The following is a 23,026-nucleotide window of genomic DNA, read 5'->3' as shown; positions in this document are numbered from 1 at the left end:
TCAGGCGGCCTGCACCTGGTTACGGCCTGCGCGCTTCGCGCCGTACAGCGCGTCATCGGCGCGTTTGACGAGGGACTCCAGCGAGTCCCCTGCCCGCGCCTGGGCCACGCCCAGACTCACCGTCACGGTGAGCGGCCGGTCATACCTGACCTGAGCGACCCCCAGCCGGATCCTCTCGGCCACCCCCTGCGCCTCCGCCGCGCCCGCACCCGGCAGGATCACCAGGAACTCCTCCCCGCCCCAGCGGCCGAACAGCGTCCCCCGGCGCAACTGCCCGGTCACAGCGGCGGCAGTGCGGCGCAGCACTTCATCCCCGTAATCATGCCCGTGCGTGTCGTTCACCTGCTTGAAGTGGTCGATATCGAACAGGATCACACTGAGTTCCTCGGTCCCCAGGGGTGAATGCAGGCGACCGGAGAGCCACACGGTCAGCTGCCGCCGGTTGGGCACCCCGGTCAGCAGATCCAGGTACCCGGCGCGCGCCTCGCTCTGCGCCTGGGCAATCACGCGCACGTAGCGGTCCTGAAGCACGCCGAACAGCACGAAGAAACTGATGAACGTCACGTGCGTGAGCAGCACCTGCACCAACAGCGTCGAGTTCGTGCGCTGCACGGCTGTCTCGTCCCCGCCGGTCAGCACGTACAGCAGCACGATGCCGGTCAGGACCGTGAGCACCCCCGCGGAGCACAGCAGCGCCACCCGGCGCGGAAACACCAGGAACGCCACCACGTACCCCAGCGGCAACCAGTACGAGTACGTGCCCAGACCCCCCGGGGCGGCCAGGTGTTCTCCCAGCACCGCCTGCGAGAACTTGTACACGCTGGTGCCCACCAGAATCAGGAAATGCAGCGCACCCAGCAGCGGGTACTGCGCCGGAAACGCCCGCAGCCACAGCAGGAACCCGATGTTCTTCACCACCAGGAACGCCAGGCCCATCTTGATGCCGGGCGCCCACGCCAGCGGGAAGCTCACGGTCAGCCCCAGCAGCGCCGTGGCGAGCGAGATGCCCACGATGGCCGTCAGCGCCTGCCGGCGAAACATCTGTTCGTGCGGCGTGGTCGATTCGGTCTGGAGGAGCGCGCTCGGCACGCCCTGACAGTAGGCCCGCGCGCCTGACAGAAGCCTCGCAGCAGTTTGACATCAAGGCAAATGAAGTCCCGCGCCTGTTCCCCTCACAGGAACTCCGCGCTCCACCCGGCAGCGGCGCGTTATCGTGAGCCGTAAAACCATTTCCACTGGAGGGAACACCATGACCATGAAACAACCCGTCCGTGTCGCCGTGACCGGCGCCGCCGGCCAGATCGGCTACAGCCTCCTCTTCCGCATCGCCTCCGGCGACATGCTCGGGAAGGACCAGCCGGTGATCCTCCAGCTGCTGGAAATCACCCCCGCCCTCAAAGCGCTGCAGGGCGTCGTGATGGAACTGCGCGACTGCGCCTTCCCCCTGCTGGCCGACATCGTCACCAGCGACGACCCGATGGTCGCCTTCAAGGACGCCGATTACGCCCTGCTCGTGGGCGCCATGCCCCGCAAGGCCGGCATGGAACGCGGCGACCTGCTCGGCGCGAACGGCGGCATCTTCAAACCTCAGGGCGAGGCGCTGAACGCCGTGGCCAGCCGCAACGTGAAGGTCCTGGTGGTCGGCAACCCCGCCAACACGAACGCCCTGATCGCCCAGCAGAACGCCCCCGATCTTGACCCGAAGCAGTTCACGGCCATGGTCCGCCTCGACCACAACCGGGCGATCTCCCAGCTTGCCGAGAAGACCGCGCAGCCCGTGAGCAGCATCAAGAACCTCACCATCTGGGGCAACCACTCCTCAACCCAGTACCCTGATCTGAGCCGGGCCACCGTGAACGGCCAGCCTGCCCTGGACCAGGTGGACCGCGAGTGGTACGAGCAGCAGTACATTTCCACCGTCGCCAAGCGCGGCGCCGCCATCATCGAAGCGCGCGGGCTGAGCAGCGCCGCGAGTGCCGCGAGCGCCGCCATCGACCACATGCGTGACTGGGCGCTCGGCACCGCCGAAGGTGAATGGGTCAGCATGGGGATCCCCAGCGACGGCAGCTACGGCATTCCCGAGGGACTGATCTACGGGTTCCCCGTGAAGTGCAGCGGCGGTCAGTATGAGATTGTGCAGGGCCTGGAGGTCAGCGACTTCAGCCGCGGCAAGATGGACGCCACCGCCCGGGAACTGGAAGAGGAACGCGACGAGGTTCGTAAACTCGGTCTGGTGAAGTAACCCCAGCTTCAGCCTCAGCAGAGAGCGGGCCGCGGCCCGATCTCTGCTCGTTGTGCGCTGGGCGCGTCGGTCCAGCCCGGCAGGTGACCGGCGAAGTCCGGACTGCGAGGCGGCGGGGAGAAGGGGCAGGCAGACGCGCTGACCCGGCCGCGCCGGGCCGCCCACACACCGGATGTTCATGTGATCTTCATCCTTTGTGATCCGGTGATCCAGTTGAGCGGCCACGGCATATGGCTGGTCAGAGTGACATCAGACCGGACCGGCGGGCGTGGCCCCCAACCGGAGGAGTGTCCTCGTTCGGCCCGCCGCACCTCGCTCTCATTCACCTGGAGGGATCACCATGAGCAACACCATCAACCGCCGCCGTTTCCTGGGTACCGCTGGTGCCGTTGGCGCCACCACCCTGCTCGCCAGCTGCGCGCCCGCCATGAGCGTCCCCAAACCCAACCTCGACGGGACCATCTTCAACTTCGCGCTGAACCTGGAGTACCTGGAAGCGGCGTTCTACCTCGCCGCCACGGGTCGCCTCCAGGAGCTGGACGCCGCAGGCGGCGACAGCAGCAAGGTGATCCTCCCCGCCGGCTTCACCGGTCGCAACGGTGACGGCGTGAAGTTCGCTTCCGCCGACGTCCGCGCCTATGCCAACGAGATCGCCACCGACGAGCTCGCCCACGTGCGGGTCATCCGCAAGGTGCTGGGCCTCAGCGCCGTGGCGCAGCCCACGCTGGACCTCGGCCCGGCCTTCGTCGCGGCCGGCAAAGCCGCGTCCGGCGGAGCAATCGCCAACTTCAACCCGTTCGCCAACGACCTGTTCTTCCTGCACGGCGCGTTTGTCTTCGAGGACGTGGGCGTCACCGCGTACAAGGGCGCCGCACGTCTCCTCAGCGACGACTCGGCCGGCGGGAACCTGGAGAACGCGGCAGGCATCCTGGCCGTCGAGGCGTACCACGCCGGCATGATCCGCACCCTGCTGTACCAGCAGCGCGACACGCAGGTCACGGCGTCCCTGAAGGTCAGTGACGTGGTGCAGGCCATCAGCAACCTGCGCGACAGCGTCGACGGCCCACTGGACACCGACCAGGGCATCCTGGACGCCAACGGCATGGCGAACATCGTCCTGGCCGACTCCAACGCAATCGCGTACAGCCGCACGCCGCGTCAGGTCGGGAACATCGTGTTCCTGGGTGTGAACGCCACCAAGGGCGGCTTCTTCCCCGACGGCCTCAGCGGCGACTTCAGCAAGATCCTCGCGCTGTAAGCACGGCCACGGCGAGACCGTCGCCGCGCGCCAGGCCTTGCGCCTAGCGTCACCCGGCTTTCCGGGCACGAGGCGTACGGAACCCGGGAGAGGGGCACACAGATCTGTGTGCCCCCTTCTCATTGCTGCCGGATTGACGGGGAGCCCACCACCCACTCGCCGGCGCGCATCAGGGGCTCGCGGGCGCCGTCCGCGGTGACGCCGTCGACATCGGTGCCGGGCGTTCCGATCATCCAGTCCACGTGAATCAGGCTGTCCCCGTTGCCGCCCGCGGCGCGCAGCACCTCGGGGTCGGTGCCGCCCTGCACGTTGGTGGGGTAGCAGCGGCCCAGGGCGATGTGCGACGCGGCGTTCTCGTCGAACAGGGTGTTCAGGAACAGCGTGCCGGTCTGGGCGACCGGCGCGGAGGCGGGCACCAGCGCCACCTCACCCAGATGCGCGGCGCCCTCATCCGTGCCGATCAGCTGCCGCAGGGTGTCCTCGCCGCGCTGCGCGTGAAGCTCCACCGCCCGGCCGCCCTCAAAGCGAACACGGATGCCTTCGATCAGCTGGCCCCGCGCGCTGAGCGGTTTGCTCGCAACGGCCCAACCGTCCACGCGGTCGCGGTGCGGGGCGGTGAACACCTCGTCGGTGGGCAGGTTCGGGACACCGCGCACGCCGTTGCGCGCGGTTTCCGCGCCGCCCTGCCACACGTGCCGCTCCGCGAGACCCACCAGGAGATCCGTCCCCAGTTCGCTGCGCAGGTGCACGGCGGCGTACTGTCTGGCGTTCAGGAACGCCGTCAGCCGTTCCAGGCGCGCGAGGTGCTCGGCCCACGCGGCGACCGGGTCAGGCTGATCGGCGCGCGTAACGGTGAAGATGTCCTGCCACAACCGCGTGACCGCCTCATCGGCCGGCAGGTCCGGGTAGACGCGCGCCGCCCACGCGGGGGTCGCCATGGCAGCCACCGTCCAGTTCACCTGGAAGCTGCCGGTGGCCGCACTGACGCGCCGCATGGCCTGCGCCGCGAGTTTGCTGCGTGCCGCGACCCGCGTGGGATTCACGCCAGCCAGCAGCGCCGGGTCCTCACCGACGATAGCGATGGACGCGTACCCGTCCTCCACCATGGCCTCGCGCTCCCGGGCGTGCCAGCCGGGCAGGAAGTTCACAGCGTCGTCGCTGCCATCCTCGAACAGCGCGAGGTCAAGGTGCGGGTCGCTGTACGTGACGCGCACGTCCGCGGCGCCGGCGCGGTACGCGGCGCGCACGACCAGACGGGTAAGTTCGGTCGCTTCGACAGGCGCCACGATGCGCACCTTGCCGCCGTGGGGCAGGTTCACGCCGGTCCGGACGAGCAGCTCGGCGTACCGCGCGAGGTTCTCCTGAAAGGGGGTCATGCCCCTCACTGTAGAGGGACCAGGCGCCGCACGGGTGCCCTGGCGACAGGCCCGCACGCGGTTTGGGGCGGGCACGGCGGCGAGGGCGCGGAGTTTCCGATACCAATCTTGAGGGTCGGTCGCTATGCTGATGCGCGCATGCCTTCACTTCATGACGTTGTCCGGGAGCGCCGACCGTGACGGCTGTTCCCTCTGAACCGCTGGACGCTCACGCGGTCCTGCAGGCCCTGAACGCCTACCGGCGTGGGGATTTCGACGTGCGGCTGCCGGTCACCTGGGACGGCGTGGCCGGGCGGGTGGCAGAGTCATTCAATGAGATCGTGCAGGAAAGTCAGCGGATCGCGCAGGACGTGGCCCGCGTCGGGCGCACGGTCGGGAAGGACGGGAACACCAAGCAGCGCATTCCGATGGGCACCACCACCGGCAGCTGGGCGGCCCTGATTGAAAACGTGAACGACCTCGTGGACGACCTCGTGTGGCCCACCAGCGAGATGACCCGCGTGGTCACGGCCGTCGCCCACGGGGACCTGTCGCAGACCATGGCGACCGAGGTGAATGGCCGCCCGATGCAGGGGCAGTTCATGCAGATCGTGACCACCCTGAACACCATGGTGGGCCAGCTCAACGCCTTCTCGAGCGAGGTCACGCGCGTGGCGCGCGAGGTGGGCACCGAAGGAAAACTCGGCGGTCAGGCGAACGTGGAGGGTGTCGGGGGCGTGTGGCGCGACCTCACCGAGAACGTGAACTCGATGGCGAACAACCTGACGGGACAGGTGCGCAACATCGCGGACGTCACGACGGCTGTGGCGAACGGGGACCTGAGCCGCAAGATCACCGTGGACGCGCGCGGCGAGATTCTGGACCTGAAAAACACCATCAACACGATGGTCGACCAGCTCAACGCCTTCGCGAGTGAGGTCACCCGCGTGGCGCGCGAGGTGGGCACCGAAGGAAAACTCGGCGGTCAGGCGCAGGTGGCCGGGGTGGGCGGCACCTGGAAGGACCTGACCGAGAACGTGAACTCGATGGCGAACAACCTGACGGGACAGGTGCGCAACATCGCGGACGTCACGACGGCCGTGGCGAACGGGGACCTGAGCCGCAAGATCACCGTGGACGCGCGCGGTGAGATCCTGGACCTGAAGAACACCATCAACACAATGGTCGACCAGCTCAACGCCTTCGCAAGTGAGGTCACGCGCGTGGCGCGCGAGGTGGGCACCGAAGGGAAACTCGGCGGTCAGGCGCAGGTGGCCGGGGTGGGCGGCACCTGGAAGGACCTGACCGAGAACGTGAACTCGATGGCGAACAACCTGACGGGACAGGTGCGCAACATCGCGGACGTCACGACGGCCGTGGCGAAGGGGGACCTGAGCCGCAAGATCACCGTGGACGCGCGCGGTGAGATCCTGGACCTGAAAAACACCATCAACACGATGGTCGATCAGCTCAACGCCTTCGCGAGTGAGGTCACCCGCGTGGCGCGCGAGGTGGGCACCGAGGGCCGCCTGGGCGGTCAGGCGGATGTGCGCGGCGTCGGGGGCACCTGGAAGGACCTCACCGACAACGTGAACTCGATGGCGAACAACCTCACCGATCAGGTGCGCAACATTGCCTTCGTCACGACGGCCGTGGCGAACGGCGACCTGAGCAAGAAGATCACCGTGGACGTCAAAGGTGAGATCCTGGAACTGAAGAACACCATCAACACGATGGTCGACCAGCTCAACGCCTTCGCAAGTGAGGTCACCCGCGTGGCGCGCGAGGTGGGCACCGAAGGGAAACTCGGCGGTCAGGCGCAGGTGGCCGGGGTGGGCGGCACCTGGAAGGACCTGACCGAGAACGTGAACTTCATGGCGAACAACCTCACCGACCAGGTGCGCGGCATTGCCCGGGTCGTGACCGCTGTCGCCGGCGGGGACCTGAACAAGAAACTGAACGTCAACGCCCGCGGCGAGATCGCCGCCCTGACCGAGACCATCAACTCCATGACCGATACCCTGGCGACCTTCGCGCAGCAGGTCACGACCGTGGCGCGCGAGGTGGGCACCGAAGGGAAACTCGGCGGTCAGGCGAACGTGCCGGGCGCCAGCGGCACCTGGAAGGACCTGACGGACAACGTGAACAGCCTCGCGGCGAACCTCACCACGCAGGTGCGCGCCATTGCCGAGGTGGCAACCGCCGTGACGAAGGGCGACCTGACCCGGTCCATCTCCGTGGAAGCCAGTGGGGAGGTGGACGCGCTGAAGAACAACATCAACGAGATGATCGTGAATCTGCGCGAGACCACCGAGAAGAACATGGAACAGGACTGGCTGAAGACCAACCTGGCCAAGTTCACGCGCATGCTGCAAGGCCAGCGGGACCTGCTGAGCGTCAGCCGCCTGATCCTGAACGAACTCGCGCCGCTGGTCCGCGCCCGCCACGGCGTGTTCTACACCATGGACGAGGACACCAGCCCGCCCACGCTGCGCCTGCAGGCCAGCTACGCCTACCGTGAACGCAAGGGCCTGAGCAACCGCTTCCAGCTGGGCGAGGGCCTGGTGGGCCAGGCGGCCCTGGAGCAGGAGATGATCGTCCTGACGCACGTGCCGGACGACTACGTGCAGATCAACTCGGGCCTGGGCGCCTCCACCCCGAACACCATCGTGGTGCTGCCGGTCGTGTTTGAGGGCCACACCAAGGCCGTGATCGAACTGGCGTCCTTCGAGCCGTTCAGCGCCACCTCCCTGAGCTTCCTGGAGCAGTTCACCGAATCGGTCGGTATCGTGCTGAACACCATTCAGGCCACCATGCGCACCGAGACGCTGCTCAGCCAGTCGCAGAGCATGGCCCAGGAACTCCAGAGCCAGCAGGAGGAACTGCGGCAGACGAACGAGGAACTCGAGGACAAAGCGCGCCTGCTGGCCGATCAGAACCGCGAGGTGGAAGACAAGAACCGGGAGGTGGAGGCCGCCCGGCACGCCCTGGAGGAGAAGGCCGCGCAACTGGCCCTGACCAGCAAGTACAAGAGCGAATTCCTGGCCAACATGAGCCACGAACTGCGCACCCCGCTGAACAGCCTGCTGCTGCTCGCCAACCAGCTGCGCGAAGACCCGCAGGGGAATCTCTCCGAGCAGCAACGCGCGTACGCCAAGACCATCTACGGCGCCGGGAACGACCTGCTGAACCTCATCAACGACATCCTCGACCTGTCCAAGATCGAGTCCGGTACCGTCAGTGCCGATCCCACGCAGGTGCCCCTGACCCGCATCCGCGAGGCGATCGAGGCAACGTTCGAGCACCTCGCTGCCGAGAAGGGCGTGGCGCTGCACCTGAACTTTGACGCGGCCCTGCCGCGCACCATCCTGACCGATGACACCCGTCTGCTTCAGATCCTGAAAAACCTGCTTTCGAACGCGTTCAAATTCACCGAGAAGGGCAGCGTCACCCTGGACGTCGTGCCCGTCACGGGCGGGTGGAGTCACGAACAGCCGGCCCTTGACCGCGCACCGGGCGTCCTGGCCTTCCGGGTCACCGACACCGGCATCGGGATCGCGGCCGACAAGCAGCGCCTGATTTTCGAGGCGTTCCAGCAGGCCGACGGCTCCACCAGCCGCAAGTACGGCGGAACGGGCCTGGGCCTGGCCATCAGCCGGGAACTGGCGCGGATTCTGGGGGGCGAGATCACCCTGGACAGCACCCCCGGCAAAGGCAGTCGCTTCACGCTGTTCCTCCCCACGCGCCTTGTTCCGGAACGCCTGACCCCGGACCTGCCGTCCGCCGCGGCCGCCTCCGGCACCCCGGACCTCCGGCGCCGGCCCGAACCGGCCGCCCCCGCCCCAATTGCGCTGCCCGAGCCGCCACTGCTGCAGGACGACCGGCAGAACATCCAGTCGGGCGACCGCACCCTGCTGATCGTGGAGGACGACGCCACATTCGCGGGCGTGCTGCTGGACCTCGCGCACGAACGCGGCTTCATGGGCATCGTCGCCTCGCGCGGCGATCAGGCCCTCAATCTCGCGCACACCTACCGCCCGGCCGCCATCACCCTGGACCTCGCACTGCCCGACACGAACGGCTGGGCGGTGCTGGACGCCCTGAAGCACGACCCGCAGACCCGGCACATCCCGGTGCACGTCATCTCCGGGCAGGAGCCGTCCATCGTGAGCCGCAAGCTCGGCGCACTGGACCACACCACCAAGTCCGGCGATCAGGAGCAGCTCACCGAGGTCTTCACGAACCTCGAGGCGTTCCTGGCGCGGCGGGTCAAACGCGTCCTGATCGTGGAGGACGACGACCAGCAGCGCGCCGCACTGGAGGACCTGATCGGCGACACGGACGTGGAGACCGTGGCCGTGCGGACCGGCGCCGACGCGCTCGAAGCGCTGCGGGGGGCGGCCTTCGACTGCGTGGTGCTGGACCTGCACCTGCCCGACATGAGTGGCTTTGACCTGATGACCACCATGCACGAAACGCCCGCCTACCGCGCCGTGCCGATCATCGTGTACACCGCGCAGGACCTCACGCGCGCCCAGGAGCTTCAGCTGCGCCGCGCCGCGAAGTCCATCATCCTCAAGGACGTCCGCTCTCCCGAACGGCTGCTCGACGAGGTGACGCTGTTCCTGCACCGCGTGGAAGCCAACCTGCCCGAAGGCAAACGCCGCGTCCTGGAAGGCGCCCGTCAGCAGGAACCCGAACTGCACGGCAAGAAGATCCTGATCGTCGACGACGACATCCGCAACATCTTCGCGCTGACCGCCGTGCTCGAACGGCACCAGATGCAGATCATCACCGCCGAGAACGGCCGCGAGGCCCTGGACGCCCTGGCGCAGCACGACGACGTGGACCTCGTCCTGATGGACGTCATGATGCCCGAACTCGACGGGTACGAAACCACCCGCATGATCCGCAAGGACCCCGCCCGCCGGCACCTGCCGATCATTTCCCTGACCGCCAAGGCCATGCCCGGCGACCGCGAGCAGTCCATTGAAGCGGGCGCCAGCGACTACATCAGCAAACCCGTGAATACGGGGCAGCTGCTGTCCCTGCTGCGCGTCTGGCTGTCCCGGTGAAGCCCACCTTTCACGCCGAACCGCTCGAGGAGATCGAGCTGTCGCTGCTGCTTGAAGGCGTGTTCCGCGCCACCGGGCACGATTTCCGGGCGTACACGCGCGCCACCATCCGCCGGCGCGTGCTGCACGCCGTGGCAGCCGAGGGCCTGCGCACCATCAGCGCCCTGCAGGGACAGGTGCTGCGCGACCCGGCCGCCATGCAGCGCCTGCGTGAAACGCTGGCCATCAACGTGACCGGCATGTTCCGCGACCCCACCTTCTTCCAGGCGCTGCGCGAGCAGGTGATTCCCACGCTGCGCACGCACCCGTTCATCCGCGTGTGGCACGCCGGGTGCTCCACCGGCGAGGAGGTGTATTCGCTGGCCATCCTGCTCAGCGAGGCGGGCCTGCTCGAGCGCACCCGCCTGTACGCCACGGACATGCACGCCCCCGCGCTGGGCGTGGCCCGCCAGGGCATCTACCCGGCCGCGAAGATGAACGCCTACGAGGCCGCCTACCAGGATGCCGGCGGGCAGGCCGATTTCCGGCGGTACTTCACGTGGCAGTACGATCACGCGCTCGTCCGCGCGGACCTGCGCCAGCCGATCATCTGGGGGCAGCATAACCTCGCCACGGACAGCTCGTTCAACGAATTTCACCTGATTCTGTGCCGTAACGTCCTGATCTACTTCACGCGGCCCCTGCAGGACCACGTCAAGGCGCTGCTGCACGACAGCCTCACCCCATTCGGGATTCTGGCGCTGGGCCGGCACGAGACCATGGACTTCAGCGTGCACGCCCCCCGCTTCGAGTGCCTGAACCTCACCGAGAAGCTCTACCGGCGGGTCGGCTGATGGACGCGCTGATCCTCCCGCGCGCGCGCATTCTGGTGGTTGATGACCAGCCGGCCAAACGCCTGGCCCTCACCGCCGCGCTCGACGCCCTGGAGCAGGACGTGGTTCAGGCCGCCTCGGGCCGGGAGGCCCTGCGGCACCTGCTGACCAGCGAGTTCGCGGTGATTCTGCTCGACGTCCGCATGCCCGACATGGACGGCTTCGAGACCGCCCGCCTGATTCGCAGCCGCCAGCAGACCGAAAGCACCCCCATCATTTTCGTGACCGCGCACGACCGCGCCGAGGCGGACATGCTCAGCGGCTACACGCTCGGCGCCGTGGATTTCATCTACTCACCCGTGCAGGCCGAGGTGCTGCGCGCCAAGGTCAGCGTGTTCGTGGACCTGCACCTCAAAACCCTGACCGTGCAGGCCCAGGAGCGGCGCGTCCGGGAACTCGAGAACCAGCAGGCCCAGCACGAACTGCTGAAACTCTCCAGCGCCATCGCGCAGTCTGCTGATCCTGTCATGATCACCGACCGGGACGGCATTATCGAGTACGTGAACGGCGCCTTCGAGGCCGTGACCGGGTACAGCGCCGCCGAGACACTGGGCCGCACCCCGGACTTCCTGCACGACGGCCTGCAGTCCGCCGGGGAGCAGCAGGGGATGTGGCGCACCCTGCTGGGCGGGCAGGTGTACCGCGCCGAACTCACCAGCCGCCGCAAGAACGGCGAGGAATACCACGAGAACAAGACCATCACGCCCATCCGCAACGCCGCCGGGCACATCACGCACTTCGTGGCGACCAGCCAGGACGTCACGTACCGCAAACGGATGGAAGCTGAACTGCACGCCCTGAACGCCTCCCTGGAAGAGCGCGTGCGTGACCGCACGGCGGCCCTGGAGGACGTGAACAGCGAACTCGAAGCGTACGCGTACTCCATCTCGCACGACCTGCGCACGCCGCTGCGGCACATCGCCAGCTTCGCGGACCTGCTGGAACGCACCAGCCACGATCAGCTCTCGCACAACGCCCAGCGGTACCTGCGGATCATTCAGGAGGGGGCCGTGCGCATGGAGGCGCTCATCAACGGCCTGCTGGACTTCGCGAAGACCGGCCGGCAGGAGATGACCCGGCAGCCGCTCGAGCTTGGGAACCTCGTGACCGAGATCATCGGCGAACTCAGGCGCGAACCCGGCGCCCAGCAGGTCACGTGGACGCTCGGGGAACTGCACACCGTGCAGGGCGACCTGCTGGGCGTCCGGCAGGTGCTCACGAACCTCCTGACGAACGCCGTGAAGTACAGCGACCCCGAACGCCCCGCGCAGGTGGAGATCTGGAGTGAACTGCTCGCAGACGAGCACGTGGTGCACGTCCGCGACAACGGCGTGGGCTTCAACATGGCCTACGGGCACCGCCTGTTCACGGTGTTCCAGCGGCTGCACACCACCGTCGAAGGGTACGGCGTGGGCCTGGCGATCGTGAAACGCATCGTGAACCGCCACGGCGGGCACGTGTGGGCGCAGGGCGAGGAGGGCCGCGGCGCGACCTTCAGTTTCAGCCTGCCGCACGTGCCCACCGAGACCGAAGCGGACAGCGCCCACAGGGTGCCGCACCCCTGAACCGGCCCGGCCCGGCCCTCCAGGGGCGTGCTGGCCCGTCCTAGGGGGCGCCCCCGCGCGCCGGAGGTGCCGGCGGTATCCTGCAGGGTATGGCGTATCAGGCGGTTATTGGTCTGGAAGTTCACCTGCAGCTGAAGACCCGCAGCAAGATCTTCAGCGCGTGCCCGCAGGACTACCACGGGGCGGAACCGAACACGTTCACGGACCCGTTCACCCTGGGCCTGCCCGGCACGCTGCCCACCCTGAACCGCGAGGCGGTGGAACTGGCCATGATGTTCGGCCTGGGACTGAACTGCGACGTGTCGGGCTTCACGCAGTTTCACCGCAAGAACTACTTCTACCCGGACGCCCCGAAGAACTTTCAGCTGTCACAGTACGACCGGCCCATCGCCCGCGACGGGTTCCTGGACGTGACCCTGGAGGGCGGCGAGACGCGGCGCATCCGCATCAAGCGCGCGCACCTGGAGGACGACGCGGGAAAGCTCACACACCCCACGTACGCGCCGTACTCCATGCTGGACCTCAACCGCGCCGGGTCATCCCTGCTGGAGATGGTCACGGAAGCCGACATCACGACTGCCGAGCAGGCCCGCGCGTTCCTGGAGGCCGTGCAGGCTATCGCGCAGGCGCTCGGAGTTTCGGACGCCACACCGGAGGAAGGCAAGATGCGCTGCGACGTGAACCTCAGTCTGCACAGACCGGGCGAGCCGTGGGGCACCAAGTGCGAGGTGAAGAACCTCAACTCGTTCCGGAGTGTGGCGCGCGCCATCGAATTCGAAACGGCCCGGCAGGCCCGCATCCTGGACGCCGGCGGGCGCATCACGCAGGACACGCTCGGCTGGGATGAGGGAGGGCAGAAAACCTTCCTGATGCGCACCAAGGAAGGCGAGGCCGACTACCGCTACTTTCCCGAGCCGGACCTGCCGCCGCTGGACATCACGCCCGACTGGATCGAGCGGGTCCGGGCGCGCATGCCTGAACTGCCGGAACACAAACGCGCCCGGTACCTCGCGGCGGGCGTCAGGGACAGCGACGCGCAGACCCTGAGCCTCAGCGTGCCGCTGTCCCGCTTCTACGACGAGGCGCTGCGCGCAGGCGCCGACGCGCAGAAACTCGCCAACTGGCTGCTCGGCGACGTGTCTGGCCTGCTGGCCGCGCAGGAGATGGCCCTCAGTGACGCTGCGCTGCAGCCCGCGCACCTGGCCGCGTTGGTGAACCTGATCGACGCGGGCACCATCAGCGGCAAGATCGCCAAGGATCTCCTGCCGGACGTCGTGGCCGGCCACGACCCGGCCGCGCTGGTGCAGGAACGCGGCCTGAGCGTCGTGACTGACACGGCCGCCATTGACGCCGCCATCGACGCCGCCCTGGCCGCCGACCCCGCCACGGTTGAGAAGGTGCGGGCCGGAAACACCAAGGCCATGAACGCCCTGTTCGGGCCGGTCATGAAAGCCACGGGCGGCAAGGCCAAACCCGAGGTGGTGCGCGAGCGCCTGCACGCGAAGCTGGGCCTGTGACCGTGCCGCACGGCCGCTGGCGCGCCCTGGCCCTCACGGCCCTGTGGGTCCTGGTGGCCGCCACGTTCGCGCTGTGTGCGTACAGCCTGTGGCGCGCGTGGCCGGCCGACGCCCTGGACGCCCTGCGGGCCGGACGCACCCTGCTGGCCGGCGTGGTGCTGGTCTGGTGGACCCAGGTGTTCACCCGCTACACGCGCCCCGACGCCACCCCGGTCGACGACGGCGTACTGCGTTCCCTCCGCGGCCTGTTCCCGTGGCTGACCTCCCTGCGCCTGGCGCTGTGGGCCCTGACGCTCCTGCTTGTCACCTCCGCGCCGCTGGACGCCAACCCGGTGGCCGTCACGGCGCTGATCACGGTGGAACTGGCGTTCATTCTCAGCAAGAACGCCGTGTACGGCACCCTGGCCCGCGTGGCGCCCAATCCGCTGGATCAGCTGGGGCGCGCGCAGCTGCGCTCCTGGCTGAACGTGGCCGCCGCACTGAGCCTCGCCATCGGCGTGGTCAACGTGGTGCCGGTCGCCGGGCTGAGCGGCTCACCGGCCCTCACCGACCTGATCGTGTACGGTGCGCACGCCCTGCTGGACGTCACCGCCACCCTCCTGGCCCTGAAGGCCGTGCAGACCACCCCTGGCGTGTAGGGCCGGCGTGTAAGGACCGCGCCGCCTGCGGGTCAGGCGGTCCAGTGGTGCTCGTAGCAGTACGCCCAGGTTTCCCCCGGTTCGGCGCTGCGGATCACCGGGTGCGCCTGTGCCTGCGCGTGCCGCGTGGCGTGCCGGTTGCGGCTGGAGTCACAGCAGCCCACGTGCCCGCAGGTCATGCACACCCGCAGGTGCACCCAGGTGTCGCCCTGCGCCACGCACTCCAGGCACACGTCCGCCTCGGGCGTGACCGGCCCGGCACTGTGCTCGGCGTGACCGCACTGGGCCCGCTGCGCCGCGCTGAGGGTCACGGGCGGCTGCTCCGCGAGGTGCCGGGCCAGTTCGGCGCGCGTGACCTCCGGCGGGGTCAGCAGGTCCAGGATGCCGGCCGCCACTTCACGCCGGGCCGTCAGAACGTGCTGCGCGCCCAGCGCCTGCAGGCCCGTGAAGCCCTCGCGGGTGCTGGCCTGCGTGATCACCGTGACGTCCGGCGCGACGGTCCGCAGGACACTCACGCTGCGCTCGGTCATTTCCGTGTCGTCATCGGCCACCACGACCGCCCGCGCCGCGCCGATGTCCAGGTCCCGCAGCAGGCCCGCGCGCGTGTAATCCGCGATCAGGACCGGCACCCCCCGGCCCTGCAGTTCGCTGGCGCCATCGGGGCTGCGCGTCACCACCGCGTACGGCAGGCCTGCGCGGCTCAGGGCGCGGGCCGAGAGGCGCGCGTGCGGCCCGTAGCCCAGGAACACCACGCGCCCCGCCACCGGCAGGCTGTGCCCGCTGCCCTCTGCACCGGCGTCCGGCGTGACCGCTTCCCCGGCCGGGGCGGGCAGGCGGCGCAGCAGCGGCCCAGCCAGGCCCGCCAGGGCCGGCGTGAACGCCATCAGCAGCACGGTCGCTGCGATGAACACCCCGGTGCCGCGCTCACCCAGGCCCGCGAAACTCAGGCCCAGCGCCGTGCCGGTCGCGGCCAGCACAAACGAGAACTCGCCGACCTGCCCGGTCAGGAGCGCCACTGGGAGCGCCGCACGCCAGTCCTCGCCCAGCAGGCGCACGCTCAGCCCCGTAACCAGCACCTTCAGCAGCGCAATCAGCGCCGCGGCGCCCAGCACCAGGCCCAGGTTCCCCACCAGGAACCCCAGGTTCAGCTGCAGTCCCACCGACAGGAAAAACGCGGCGCTGAACAGAATCTGCAGCGGCAGAATCTCGCCCAGGGCCTGCGCCCCGTAGCGGCTTTCACTGACCAGCAGCCCCGCCAGGAACGCACCCAGCGCCAGGCTCACGCCGGCGAGCGCCGTCAGGCTGGCCGTGCCGAAACACAGCGCCACCACCGCCAGCAGGAAGATCTCCGTGCTGCACGTGCGGGCCACCACCTCCATCAGCGGCGGGACCAGGCGCCGCGCCGCGAGCAGCACCACCGCGATGATGCCCGCCGCCTTGCCCAGCGCCAGCGCGACCCCCGCCACGCCGCCCCCCTGCCCGGCCAGCATGGGCACGAGCAGCACCATCAGCACCACTGCCAGATCCTGAAAAATCAGGATCCCCAGACTCACCTGCCCTGTCCGGGTGTTCGTTTCGCCGCGCTCGCCGAGCAGTTTCATGACGATGGCGGTGCTCGACAGCGCGATCAGGCACCCGGTGAACACCGCGTCCGGCGCGCGCACGCCCAGCAGCAGCAGCGCCCCGGCGGCCGCCAGGATCGTCAGGCCCACCTGCAGGCCGCCCCCCAGGAAGATCAGCCGCGCAATGCGCGCCAGGCGCTCCAGGCTGAACTCGATGCCGATGGTGAACAGCAGCAGCATCACGCCCACCTCGGACGCCGCGGAAATCAGCGCCGGATCGCGAATCAGGCCCAGCGCCCCTGGGCCCACCAGCACGCCCGCCAGCAGGAACCCGATGATGGGCAGCAGCCGCAGCCGGAACGACGCATACGCCGCCAGCGCCGACACGGCCAGCAGCGCCGTGAGCTGCAGCAGGAACGCCGGCGGGCCGCTGTGCGCCGCCGCGCCTTCTGCGCCTGCCAGAGACACCAGCAGCGTTCCGGCCAGCGGCACCAGTTCCCAGACTCTCCCCGTCCACCGAAGCATGACTCAGCATGACAGCCCCCTGCCGCCCAACGGCCCGGCCGGTGCAGGCCACACCACTCAGGTACCGCTGTGGCGTGCGGGCTGCGCCTGGAAGGTGAGGCGCACGTCCAGGCCGCCGCCCGGGGCGTCATGCAGCGTGATCTCCGCGTGATTGGCCCGGGCCAGGCGGCGCGCCAGCGGCAGCCCCAGGCCCTCCCCGTTGCCCGCGTGATGACGCGTGCCCACCTGGAAGGCCTGCTCGTACAGACTGGGGTGCAGGCCCGGGCCGCTGTCCGTGACGCGCACCACCGGGCCGCGCGCGGCCGTGGGCGGGTCCAGCGTGACCGTCACGGGCCCGTCGCTGTACTTCAGGGCGTTTTCCACGAGGTTTTCCAGCACCTGCTGAATCTGGCAGGTGTCCACCGTCCACAGCAGCGGGTGCGGCGGGCGGCGCACCCGCACGCGCAGGCTCTCGGCGCGCGCCACCAGCGCCGACAGGTCCGTGGGGGCCGGTACGCTCGTCACGCGCACGTACATGGCGTCCAGGCGCTCCAGTTCCGTGCGGGCGGCGAGCTGCGCGGCGTGATCCTCAATGCTGCGCAGCAGTTTCTCCCGGGCGCGCAGGTTGTCGGTGTGCCGCAGGGCGTCCGTGGCGAGCAGCAGCGCCTGCATGGGCCGGCGCAGCTCGTGCGCGGCCATGCCGAGCGCCTCACGCTGCTGCGTTTCGTGCTGTTCGCGGGTGTGCCGCTCGTACCCCGCCTGCGACAGCGCCCGCAGAATCAGGGTGCTGCCCAGCAGCCCGGTCAGCAGGCCCGCAAGCAGCATGGTGCTCTCCATGAACGCCAGGCGCTCCTGCAGCGTCGCCCGCAGCTTGTTCAGGCGTTTATTCGCCACGGTGTTCAGGTGCGCCGCGATCCCCAGCGCCTCACTGGTGCCCTGCAGGGTGTCCCGGCGCAGCAGCGGGGCGATGTCCCGCAGGTGCACTCCCGCCTCCTGCTCCTGCTCGCCCAGCTGCGCGAACTCCAGCGCCAGCCGCTCAGGACTGCCCTGCAGGCGGGCCAGCAGTCGTTTCCGCGCCTGCACGCGCGCTGGGGCGCTCCCGGGCACGCTGGCCTGCAGCTGCGCGTACTGCGCGAGGTCCGCGACCAGCTCCTGGTAGGCGCGGGTGTCCCAGGCGCTGCCGGGCCGGCTGAGCGTCCGGTGCGCCGGCAGGAACGCCAGAACAATCAGCGTGCCTGAGAGCAGCATGGGCAGCAGCGCCGTCAGGACATTGCTGCGGCTCTGGCGGGACAGATCCCACAGGGGCGTGTGGGACCCGTGACGGTGCGGCACGTTACGGGGCGCCGCAGGCCGCGGCCCATCCTGAAGCGGGCGGCGCGGCCACAACGGACGAAGAACGTGGACCTCCCCCGGCCGCCTGCCGTCCCGGCGCGCGGCCGGGTGGCGGAGGGCAGACCAGACCGGAAAACACGCTGCGCATGCTAGCGATTTCCGCGGGCGCCCCTCAAGGGCCGCGCCGGGGCAGGCGGGCCCGCACAGGTCCGGGCAGACGGTATGCTGCCGGGCGACCATGATTGAACGACCTCTTGTTTCGCTGGGGGACCTGACCTGGGACGTGCTGGCGAAACCCGACACGCTGCTGCTGCCCGGCGGGGACAGCACCGGCCGCATTGAACTGTCCGGCGGCGGCAGCGCCGCCAACCTGGCCGTCTGGGCCCGCCGCGCGTCACCGGCCGGCGCAGCCGTGCGCTTCGTGGGCAAGATCGGCCACGACCGTTTCGGGAAGCTGGCCGTGGCGGAACTGCTCGCCGAGGACGTCGCCGCCGACGTGATCGAAAGCCACGAGCACCCCACCGGCGTGATCCTGGGCCTGATTGACCGGCGCGGTCAGCGGGCCATGCTGACCGGCCAGGGCGCCGACTGGGAACTCCTGCCGGACGAACTGCCCCGCGACGTGCTGCGCGGCGCCGGACACCTGCACCTGACCGCCTGGAGCCTGTTCCGCGACCCGCCGCGCGCCGCGGCGCTCGAAGCGGCCCGGCTGGCCCGCTCGGGCGGCGCCACCCTGAGCCTGGACCCCGGCAGTTTCCAGATGATTCAGGGCATGGGCCGCGAGTCGTTCCTGCGGGTGCTTGACCAGGTGCCGTTCGACGTGCTGTTTCCGAATGACGACGAGGCGCGTGCCATGAGTGGCCGCCCGGACCGCCACGACGCCATGACCTGGTTCCGGGAGCGCTTCCCGGACGCATTGATCGTGATGAAACTCGACGAGGACGGCGTCCTGATCGAGGGTCCCGCGCAGGCACGCGTGCAGGTGCCGGCCACGCCTGACCGCGCCGTGGACGCCACGGGCGCCGGGGACGCCTTTGGAGGCGCCTTCCTCGCGGACTGGCTGGCGCACGGGGACGCCCTGCGCGCCGCGCGCCTGGCCGTGCAGGTGGGCGGCTGGGTCGTGGCGCGCTTCGGGGCCCGGCCGCCCACCGATGACGACCTGCTCGGCCGCCTGCGCGCGCACGCCGCGCAGGAACTTCCCCGGGATCTGGCGGCCCGCGGCGGTGGCGCGTGACCCGCGGACGGCGCGGCGGGCCGGGCGGCTGCCTGTGGGCGCTGCTGGGGGTTACGCTGCTGCTCGTGGTGCTCGCCGCGGGCGGCGCCCTGTACGTGCGCAGCCTGCTGGGCCCGGCGGGCGGCGCACCCTACACCCTGGAGGTCAAGCCGGGCGACACCCTCGTGCGCGTGGCCGGCACGCTTCAAGCGCGCGGCATCGTGAAGAACGCCGATGTCCTGCGGTTCGTCATGCGGCGTAATGGCACGGCCGGCAGTCTGAAAGAAGGGCTGTACGACCTGAGCGGCGAGATGTCCACCGAGCAGGTCGCCGCGAAACTCGCCGGTCCGGCCCGCATTCCCACGGTGAGTGTCACCATTCCCGAAGGGCGGCGCGTGAAGGACCTGCCGGCCATCTTCCAGAAGGCCGGCTTTGACGGTGCGGCCCTGAAGCGCGTGCTGAACGACGCAAGTCTCAGCCCGTACGCGGCAGGCAGGCAGCCGGACCTGGAGGGCTTCCTGTTCCCGGCCCGCTACGAGTTCCGGCCGCAGGAGACGCCCCGCACAATCGTGCAGACCATGCTGGACCGCATGAAGGCGGAATTCACGCCGGGCAACCTGGCGCGCGCGCAGGCGCTGGGCCTGAGCGTCCGCGACTGGGTGATCCTGGCCAGCATGGTCCAGGCCGAAGCGGCCAACGACCAGGAAATGCCGATCATTGCCGGGGTGTTCCTGAACCGCCTGCGGGACGGGATCGCGCTGGGCAGCGACCCCACCGTCGCCTATGGGCTGGGCAAGGACCTGCCGGAACTCGACCGCAGCGCCGGTGACTTTAGGCGCGACACGCCGTACTCCACCTATACCCGCCAGGGTCTGCCGGCCGGGCCGATCAACAACCCCGGGCAGGCCGCGCTCCTGGCCGTGGTGCGCCCGCAGGCGAAACTGCCGGACGGGCGTGACGCCCTGTACTTCCTGCACGGCCTCAACGGCCGCATCTACGTGAACCATACGTACGCGGAGCACAACCGCGACATCGCCCGCTACCGATAGGAGTGCGGCCGGTCAGCAGGGCACGCGGCGTGACAAACTTCGCCGCGCGCTCCCTGCTGACCGCCGTACAGTAGAAGGGTGATCGTGACACTCCTGCTGGTGGGGCTGCTCGTGGCCGCTGCGATCTCCCTTTTGCGCAGCGCCCTGAATGACGGCGGACGGTATTCCGGGATTCCCAAGGGACCAGGGCGGCATGACGCGGCGCAGGACGTGTACTGGGAGGCCCGTGTGCTGGCCGTCGTGCAGGGAAACCGTGCGGCGCTTGAACGTCACGTTCTGGCCAAACAGCGGCAGAAACCGGGCCTGAAACGCTGGCAGCTGCTGCGCCTGGTGTACCTGGATCTGCGCCGACGCCACCCGGAGCGGCGCCCCGCGCCGCGCGCCGGCGTGTTCCGCACGCACTTCTGAGCGCCGCGTAGACTGGCGCGCATGACTGCCCTTCCGGACGTGCCGGCCGAACTGCTCACCTCCAGGTTGCGCCTGCGCCGCCCGGACCCGGCCGACGCTGCGGCGCTGGCCCGCGCCGTGAACGCGTCCCTGCCGGAACTGCAGGCGTGGATGCACTGGGCGCAGGCGCCCATGACCGAGGACGCCGCCCGTGAGAACCTGCGCGGCGCCGCGGAGAAATTCGACCAGCGTGAGACCCTGCGTTACCACGTGTGGAATGCCGAGGCGACTGAACTTCTGGGCAGCACGGGCTACCACGCCCTGAACTGGCGCGTGCCGAAAGGGGAGATCGGGTACTGGATTGTGAGTGAGCATGCCGGTCAGGGCTACGCGCGCGAGGCCGCGCAGGCCCTCACCAGCCTGGCCCTGGACCGGCTGGGGTTCCGCCGCGTGGAAATCCGCTGCGATCCCCTCAACGCCCGCAGCGCCCGCATTCCGGCCGCGCTGGGCTATGCGCTCGACGCGCGGCTGGTGAACGATGACGTGACGCCGGACGGTCAGGACCTGCGGGACACGCTGGTGTTCAGCCGGGTGCAGTAGGCCCCTTCAGGGCACGATGCGGGTCCCGGCCTCGCCGCGCGCCGCAGCGCCCAGGATCCCGGCCTGCATGCCGCTGGCAATCACGGCGAACGTCGCGCCGCGCGCCAGGGCGTCGAGTGCCGCGCGGACCTTGGGAATCATGCCGCCGGCAATCCAGCCGGCCTGAATGCCGCCCTCCACCTCGGCGCGCGTGAGCTGCCCGGCGCGGCTCGCGGGGTCCGGGTAGGCGCGGTACACGCCGTCCACGTCCGTGAGAAAGACGATGCCGTCCTGCAGGGCGCCCGCGACGGCCCCGGCGGCCGTGTCGGCGTTCACGTTCAGGGCGTGCCCGTCCGGGCCCACGGCGACGCAGCCCACCACGGGGGTGACGCCGGCGCCGAGGAGGGTGCGCAGCAGATCGGCGTTCACAGCCGTGACGCGGCCCACGCGCCCGAGCGTCTCGTCAAGCACCTCGGCGCGCAGCAGCCCGGAGTCGCGGCCCATCAGCCCCACCGCGTTTCCCACGTCCTGGCTGAGCTGCTTGTTCAGCTGGCACAGCGCCATTTCCACCACGTCCATCGCTTCGGGCGTGGTGACGCGCAGGCCCGCGCGGAACTCGCTGGGAATGCCGCGCGCGGCCAGCTCGCGTTCAATCACCGGCCCGCCGCCGTGCACCACCACCACGGCGTGCTCGGCGCGCAGCGCGGCGATTTCCACGGCTACGGCGCGCCGCAGCTCCAGGCTCTTCATGGCATTCCCGCCGTACTTGACGATCACGTCCGGAGTGTAGAGCAGCCGCGCGCCGCCCGGGTCGGGGTGCGGCGCGCGGCTGGTGGGTGCGTCAGCTCCAGGTCCAGACGGTGGGTTCGAACTCGTACGAGGTGCTCCCCAGGCGGCGCAGGTGGCCCAGGGCCGGGAACGGGAAGTGGTACCCGGTGACCCACATCCGGCCTGTGACGATCCGGTTGAAGATCTCCTGGCGCGTACGGGCCGCCAGGCCGCTGTCCGCATCGAAGCTGACGTACGCGCCCTCGTGCTTCAGGGACAGCAGGAAGTGCCCGCCGGCGTCGCCCAGCACCATCAGGTCCTGCCCGCCGCTCTGGGCCAGGACACTCAGGTGGTTGAGGGTATGGCCGGGCGTGCTGACCGCCGTGAGGCCCGGCACGATTTCCTGGCCCGGCTGAAGAAGCCTGAACCGGTCTTTCAGGGCGATCAGGTTGTTCTTCACGGCGTCGTTCGGGTTGGCCTGCGACGCCCAGAAATTGAACTCTGCTTCGCCCATCACGTGCTGTGCGTTGGCGAAGGTGGGGCGCCCGTTCGTGGTGAGCCCGCCGATGTGGTCCCCGTGCCCGTGCGTGATGAACACCACGCTGATGGTGTCGGGCTCCACGCCGGCGCGGCGCAGGTTGGCAAGCAGCTGTCCCGCCGCGCCGCCGCGGCCGGTATCGATCAGGACCCGCCGGCCGCCCGTTTCGATCAGGACCGGGTTGAAGTGGTTCACGGTGTTCGTGGCCGGCACGCTGTACTCCGCGAGGGTCGCGGCGAATTCCGCCTGGCGGTCCGGGTTGGCCCCCCAGGTGGGCAGCAGCGCCGCCAGGGGCGAGGTGCCGTCACTGACGACCATGACCGTCATGTCCCCGATCTTCTGACGGTAAAAGCCGTTGCCGTTCAGAGGCGCGGCCGGGGTGCCCTGGGCCGGGGCAGCGGGGGGCGGTGTGGCGGGCGCCGTCTGCGCGCGGGCCAGGGGGGCTGCAGCGGCAACCGCACCGGCTGCGCCGAGCAGTCGCAGGGCGTCACGGCGGGGCAGGCGGGGGGAAGGGGTTTTCGGGTCGGGCTGGGTCATGCGGGAACCTCCGGGTGGAATGAAGTGCAAAAAAG

General features: G+C 69.5%; 17 protein-coding genes. 11 read left to right on the top strand and 6 right to left on the bottom strand.

Going from position 1 to position 23,026, the window contains the following annotated elements:
• The gene (locus tag LAJ19_RS10180; RefSeq protein ID WP_225475650.1) at window positions 1–1,089 is read right to left on the bottom strand and encodes a GGDEF domain-containing protein; all 1,089 of its coding nucleotides are present in this window, start codon (window positions 1,087–1,089) and stop codon (window positions 1–3) included.
• 160 nt (window positions 1,090–1,249) lie between these two features.
• On the opposite strand from LAJ19_RS10180, the gene LAJ19_RS10175 reads away from it, so the two are divergent.
• Together LAJ19_RS10175 and LAJ19_RS10170 are read left to right on the top strand one after the other, a co-directional pair.
• Window positions 1,250–2,242 (top strand): malate dehydrogenase, encoded by a 993-nt coding sequence (locus tag LAJ19_RS10175; protein WP_225475649.1) that lies wholly within the window; start codon window positions 1,250–1,252, stop codon window positions 2,240–2,242.
• 340 nt (window positions 2,243–2,582) lie between these two features.
• Entirely contained in the window at window positions 2,583–3,500 is a 918-nt protein-coding gene (locus LAJ19_RS10170) for a ferritin-like domain-containing protein (protein ID WP_225475648.1), read from the top strand.
• 119 nt (window positions 3,501–3,619) lie between these two features.
• On the opposite strand, the gene LAJ19_RS10165 is transcribed toward LAJ19_RS10170, so the two are convergent.
• On the bottom strand, window positions 3,620–4,876 hold the full coding sequence (locus LAJ19_RS10165; RefSeq protein ID WP_225475647.1) for an aminopeptidase: 1,257 nt from the start codon (window positions 4,874–4,876) through the stop codon (window positions 3,620–3,622).
• A gap of 176 nt (window positions 4,877–5,052) precedes the next feature.
• Here LAJ19_RS10165 and LAJ19_RS10160 point away from each other — a divergent pair, with 176 nt between their 5' ends.
• From LAJ19_RS10160 to LAJ19_RS10140, 5 genes are all read left to right on the top strand, one after another.
• Window positions 5,053–9,930 carry a response regulator gene (locus LAJ19_RS10160; RefSeq protein WP_225475646.1) on the top strand — a complete coding sequence of 1,626 codons (4,878 nt, stop codon included), beginning with the start codon at window positions 5,053–5,055 and terminating at the stop codon, window positions 9,928–9,930.
• Complete coding sequence (locus LAJ19_RS10155; RefSeq protein WP_225475645.1) at window positions 9,927–10,763, top strand: CheR family methyltransferase; 837 nt, start codon at window positions 9,927–9,929, stop codon at window positions 10,761–10,763. Before LAJ19_RS10160 ends, LAJ19_RS10155 begins: the two co-directional genes overlap by 4 nt.
• The gene (locus LAJ19_RS10150; protein WP_225475644.1) at window positions 10,763–12,367 is read left to right on the top strand and encodes a sensor histidine kinase; all 1,605 of its coding nucleotides are present in this window, start codon (window positions 10,763–10,765) and stop codon (window positions 12,365–12,367) included. Before LAJ19_RS10155 ends, LAJ19_RS10150 begins: the two co-directional genes overlap by 1 nt.
• An 89-nt stretch (window positions 12,368–12,456) precedes the next feature.
• The gene (gene gatB, locus LAJ19_RS10145) at window positions 12,457–13,884 is read left to right on the top strand and encodes an Asp-tRNA(Asn)/Glu-tRNA(Gln) amidotransferase subunit GatB (RefSeq protein ID WP_225475643.1); all 1,428 of its coding nucleotides are present in this window, start codon (window positions 12,457–12,459) and stop codon (window positions 13,882–13,884) included.
• A complete protein-coding gene (locus LAJ19_RS10140; protein WP_225475642.1) occupies window positions 13,881–14,522 on the top strand; it encodes a hypothetical protein in 642 nt (213 codons plus the stop codon). Before gatB ends, LAJ19_RS10140 begins: the two co-directional genes overlap by 4 nt.
• Before the next feature lie 32 nt (window positions 14,523–14,554).
• On the opposite strand, the gene LAJ19_RS10135 is transcribed toward LAJ19_RS10140, so the two are convergent.
• Both LAJ19_RS10135 and LAJ19_RS10130 read right to left on the bottom strand, forming a co-directional pair.
• Window positions 14,555–16,609, bottom strand: coding sequence for a cation:proton antiporter (locus LAJ19_RS10135; RefSeq protein ID WP_225475641.1), 2,055 nt, complete (start codon window positions 16,607–16,609; stop codon window positions 14,555–14,557).
• A gap of 57 nt (window positions 16,610–16,666) precedes the next feature.
• A complete protein-coding gene (locus LAJ19_RS10130) occupies window positions 16,667–17,920 on the bottom strand; it encodes a sensor histidine kinase (RefSeq protein WP_225475640.1) in 1,254 nt (417 codons plus the stop codon).
• A gap of 238 nt (window positions 17,921–18,158) precedes the next feature.
• On the opposite strand from LAJ19_RS10130, the gene LAJ19_RS10125 reads away from it, so the two are divergent.
• The 4 genes from LAJ19_RS10125 to LAJ19_RS10110 all read left to right on the top strand — a co-directional run bounded on the left by LAJ19_RS10125 (window position 18,159) and on the right by LAJ19_RS10110 (window position 21,169).
• Window positions 18,159–19,154: a carbohydrate kinase family protein gene (locus LAJ19_RS10125; RefSeq protein WP_225475639.1), complete on the top strand. Its 996-nt coding sequence runs from the start codon at window positions 18,159–18,161 to the stop codon at window positions 19,152–19,154.
• Entirely contained in the window at window positions 19,151–20,182 is a 1,032-nt protein-coding gene (mltG, locus tag LAJ19_RS10120) for an endolytic transglycosylase MltG (RefSeq protein WP_225475638.1), read from the top strand. Before LAJ19_RS10125 ends, mltG begins: the two co-directional genes overlap by 4 nt.
• Before the next feature lie 78 nt (window positions 20,183–20,260).
• Window positions 20,261–20,590: a hypothetical protein gene (locus tag LAJ19_RS10115; RefSeq protein WP_225475637.1), complete on the top strand. Its 330-nt coding sequence runs from the start codon at window positions 20,261–20,263 to the stop codon at window positions 20,588–20,590.
• 21 nt (window positions 20,591–20,611) lie between these two features.
• Window positions 20,612–21,169, top strand: a complete 558-nt coding sequence (locus LAJ19_RS10110; protein ID WP_225475636.1) for a GNAT family N-acetyltransferase — start codon at window positions 20,612–20,614, stop codon at window positions 21,167–21,169.
• Window positions 21,170–21,175: 6 nt separating this feature from the next.
• On the opposite strand, the gene argB is transcribed toward LAJ19_RS10110, so the two are convergent.
• Both argB and LAJ19_RS10100 read right to left on the bottom strand, forming a co-directional pair.
• The gene (gene argB / locus LAJ19_RS10105) at window positions 21,176–21,925 is read right to left on the bottom strand and encodes an acetylglutamate kinase (RefSeq protein WP_225475635.1); all 750 of its coding nucleotides are present in this window, start codon (window positions 21,923–21,925) and stop codon (window positions 21,176–21,178) included.
• Window positions 21,926–21,989: 64 nt separating this feature from the next.
• On the bottom strand, window positions 21,990–22,991 hold the full coding sequence (locus LAJ19_RS10100) for an MBL fold metallo-hydrolase (protein ID WP_225475634.1): 1,002 nt from the start codon (window positions 22,989–22,991) through the stop codon (window positions 21,990–21,992).
• Window positions 22,992–23,026: the final 35 nt, after the last annotated feature.

The organism is Deinococcus taeanensis, assembly GCF_020229735.1.
Taxonomy (GTDB): domain Bacteria; phylum Deinococcota; class Deinococci; order Deinococcales; family Deinococcaceae; genus Deinococcus; species Deinococcus taeanensis.
Note: the sequence above shows the minus strand (reverse complement) of the source record. Positions and strands in the feature narration are given on the sequence as shown.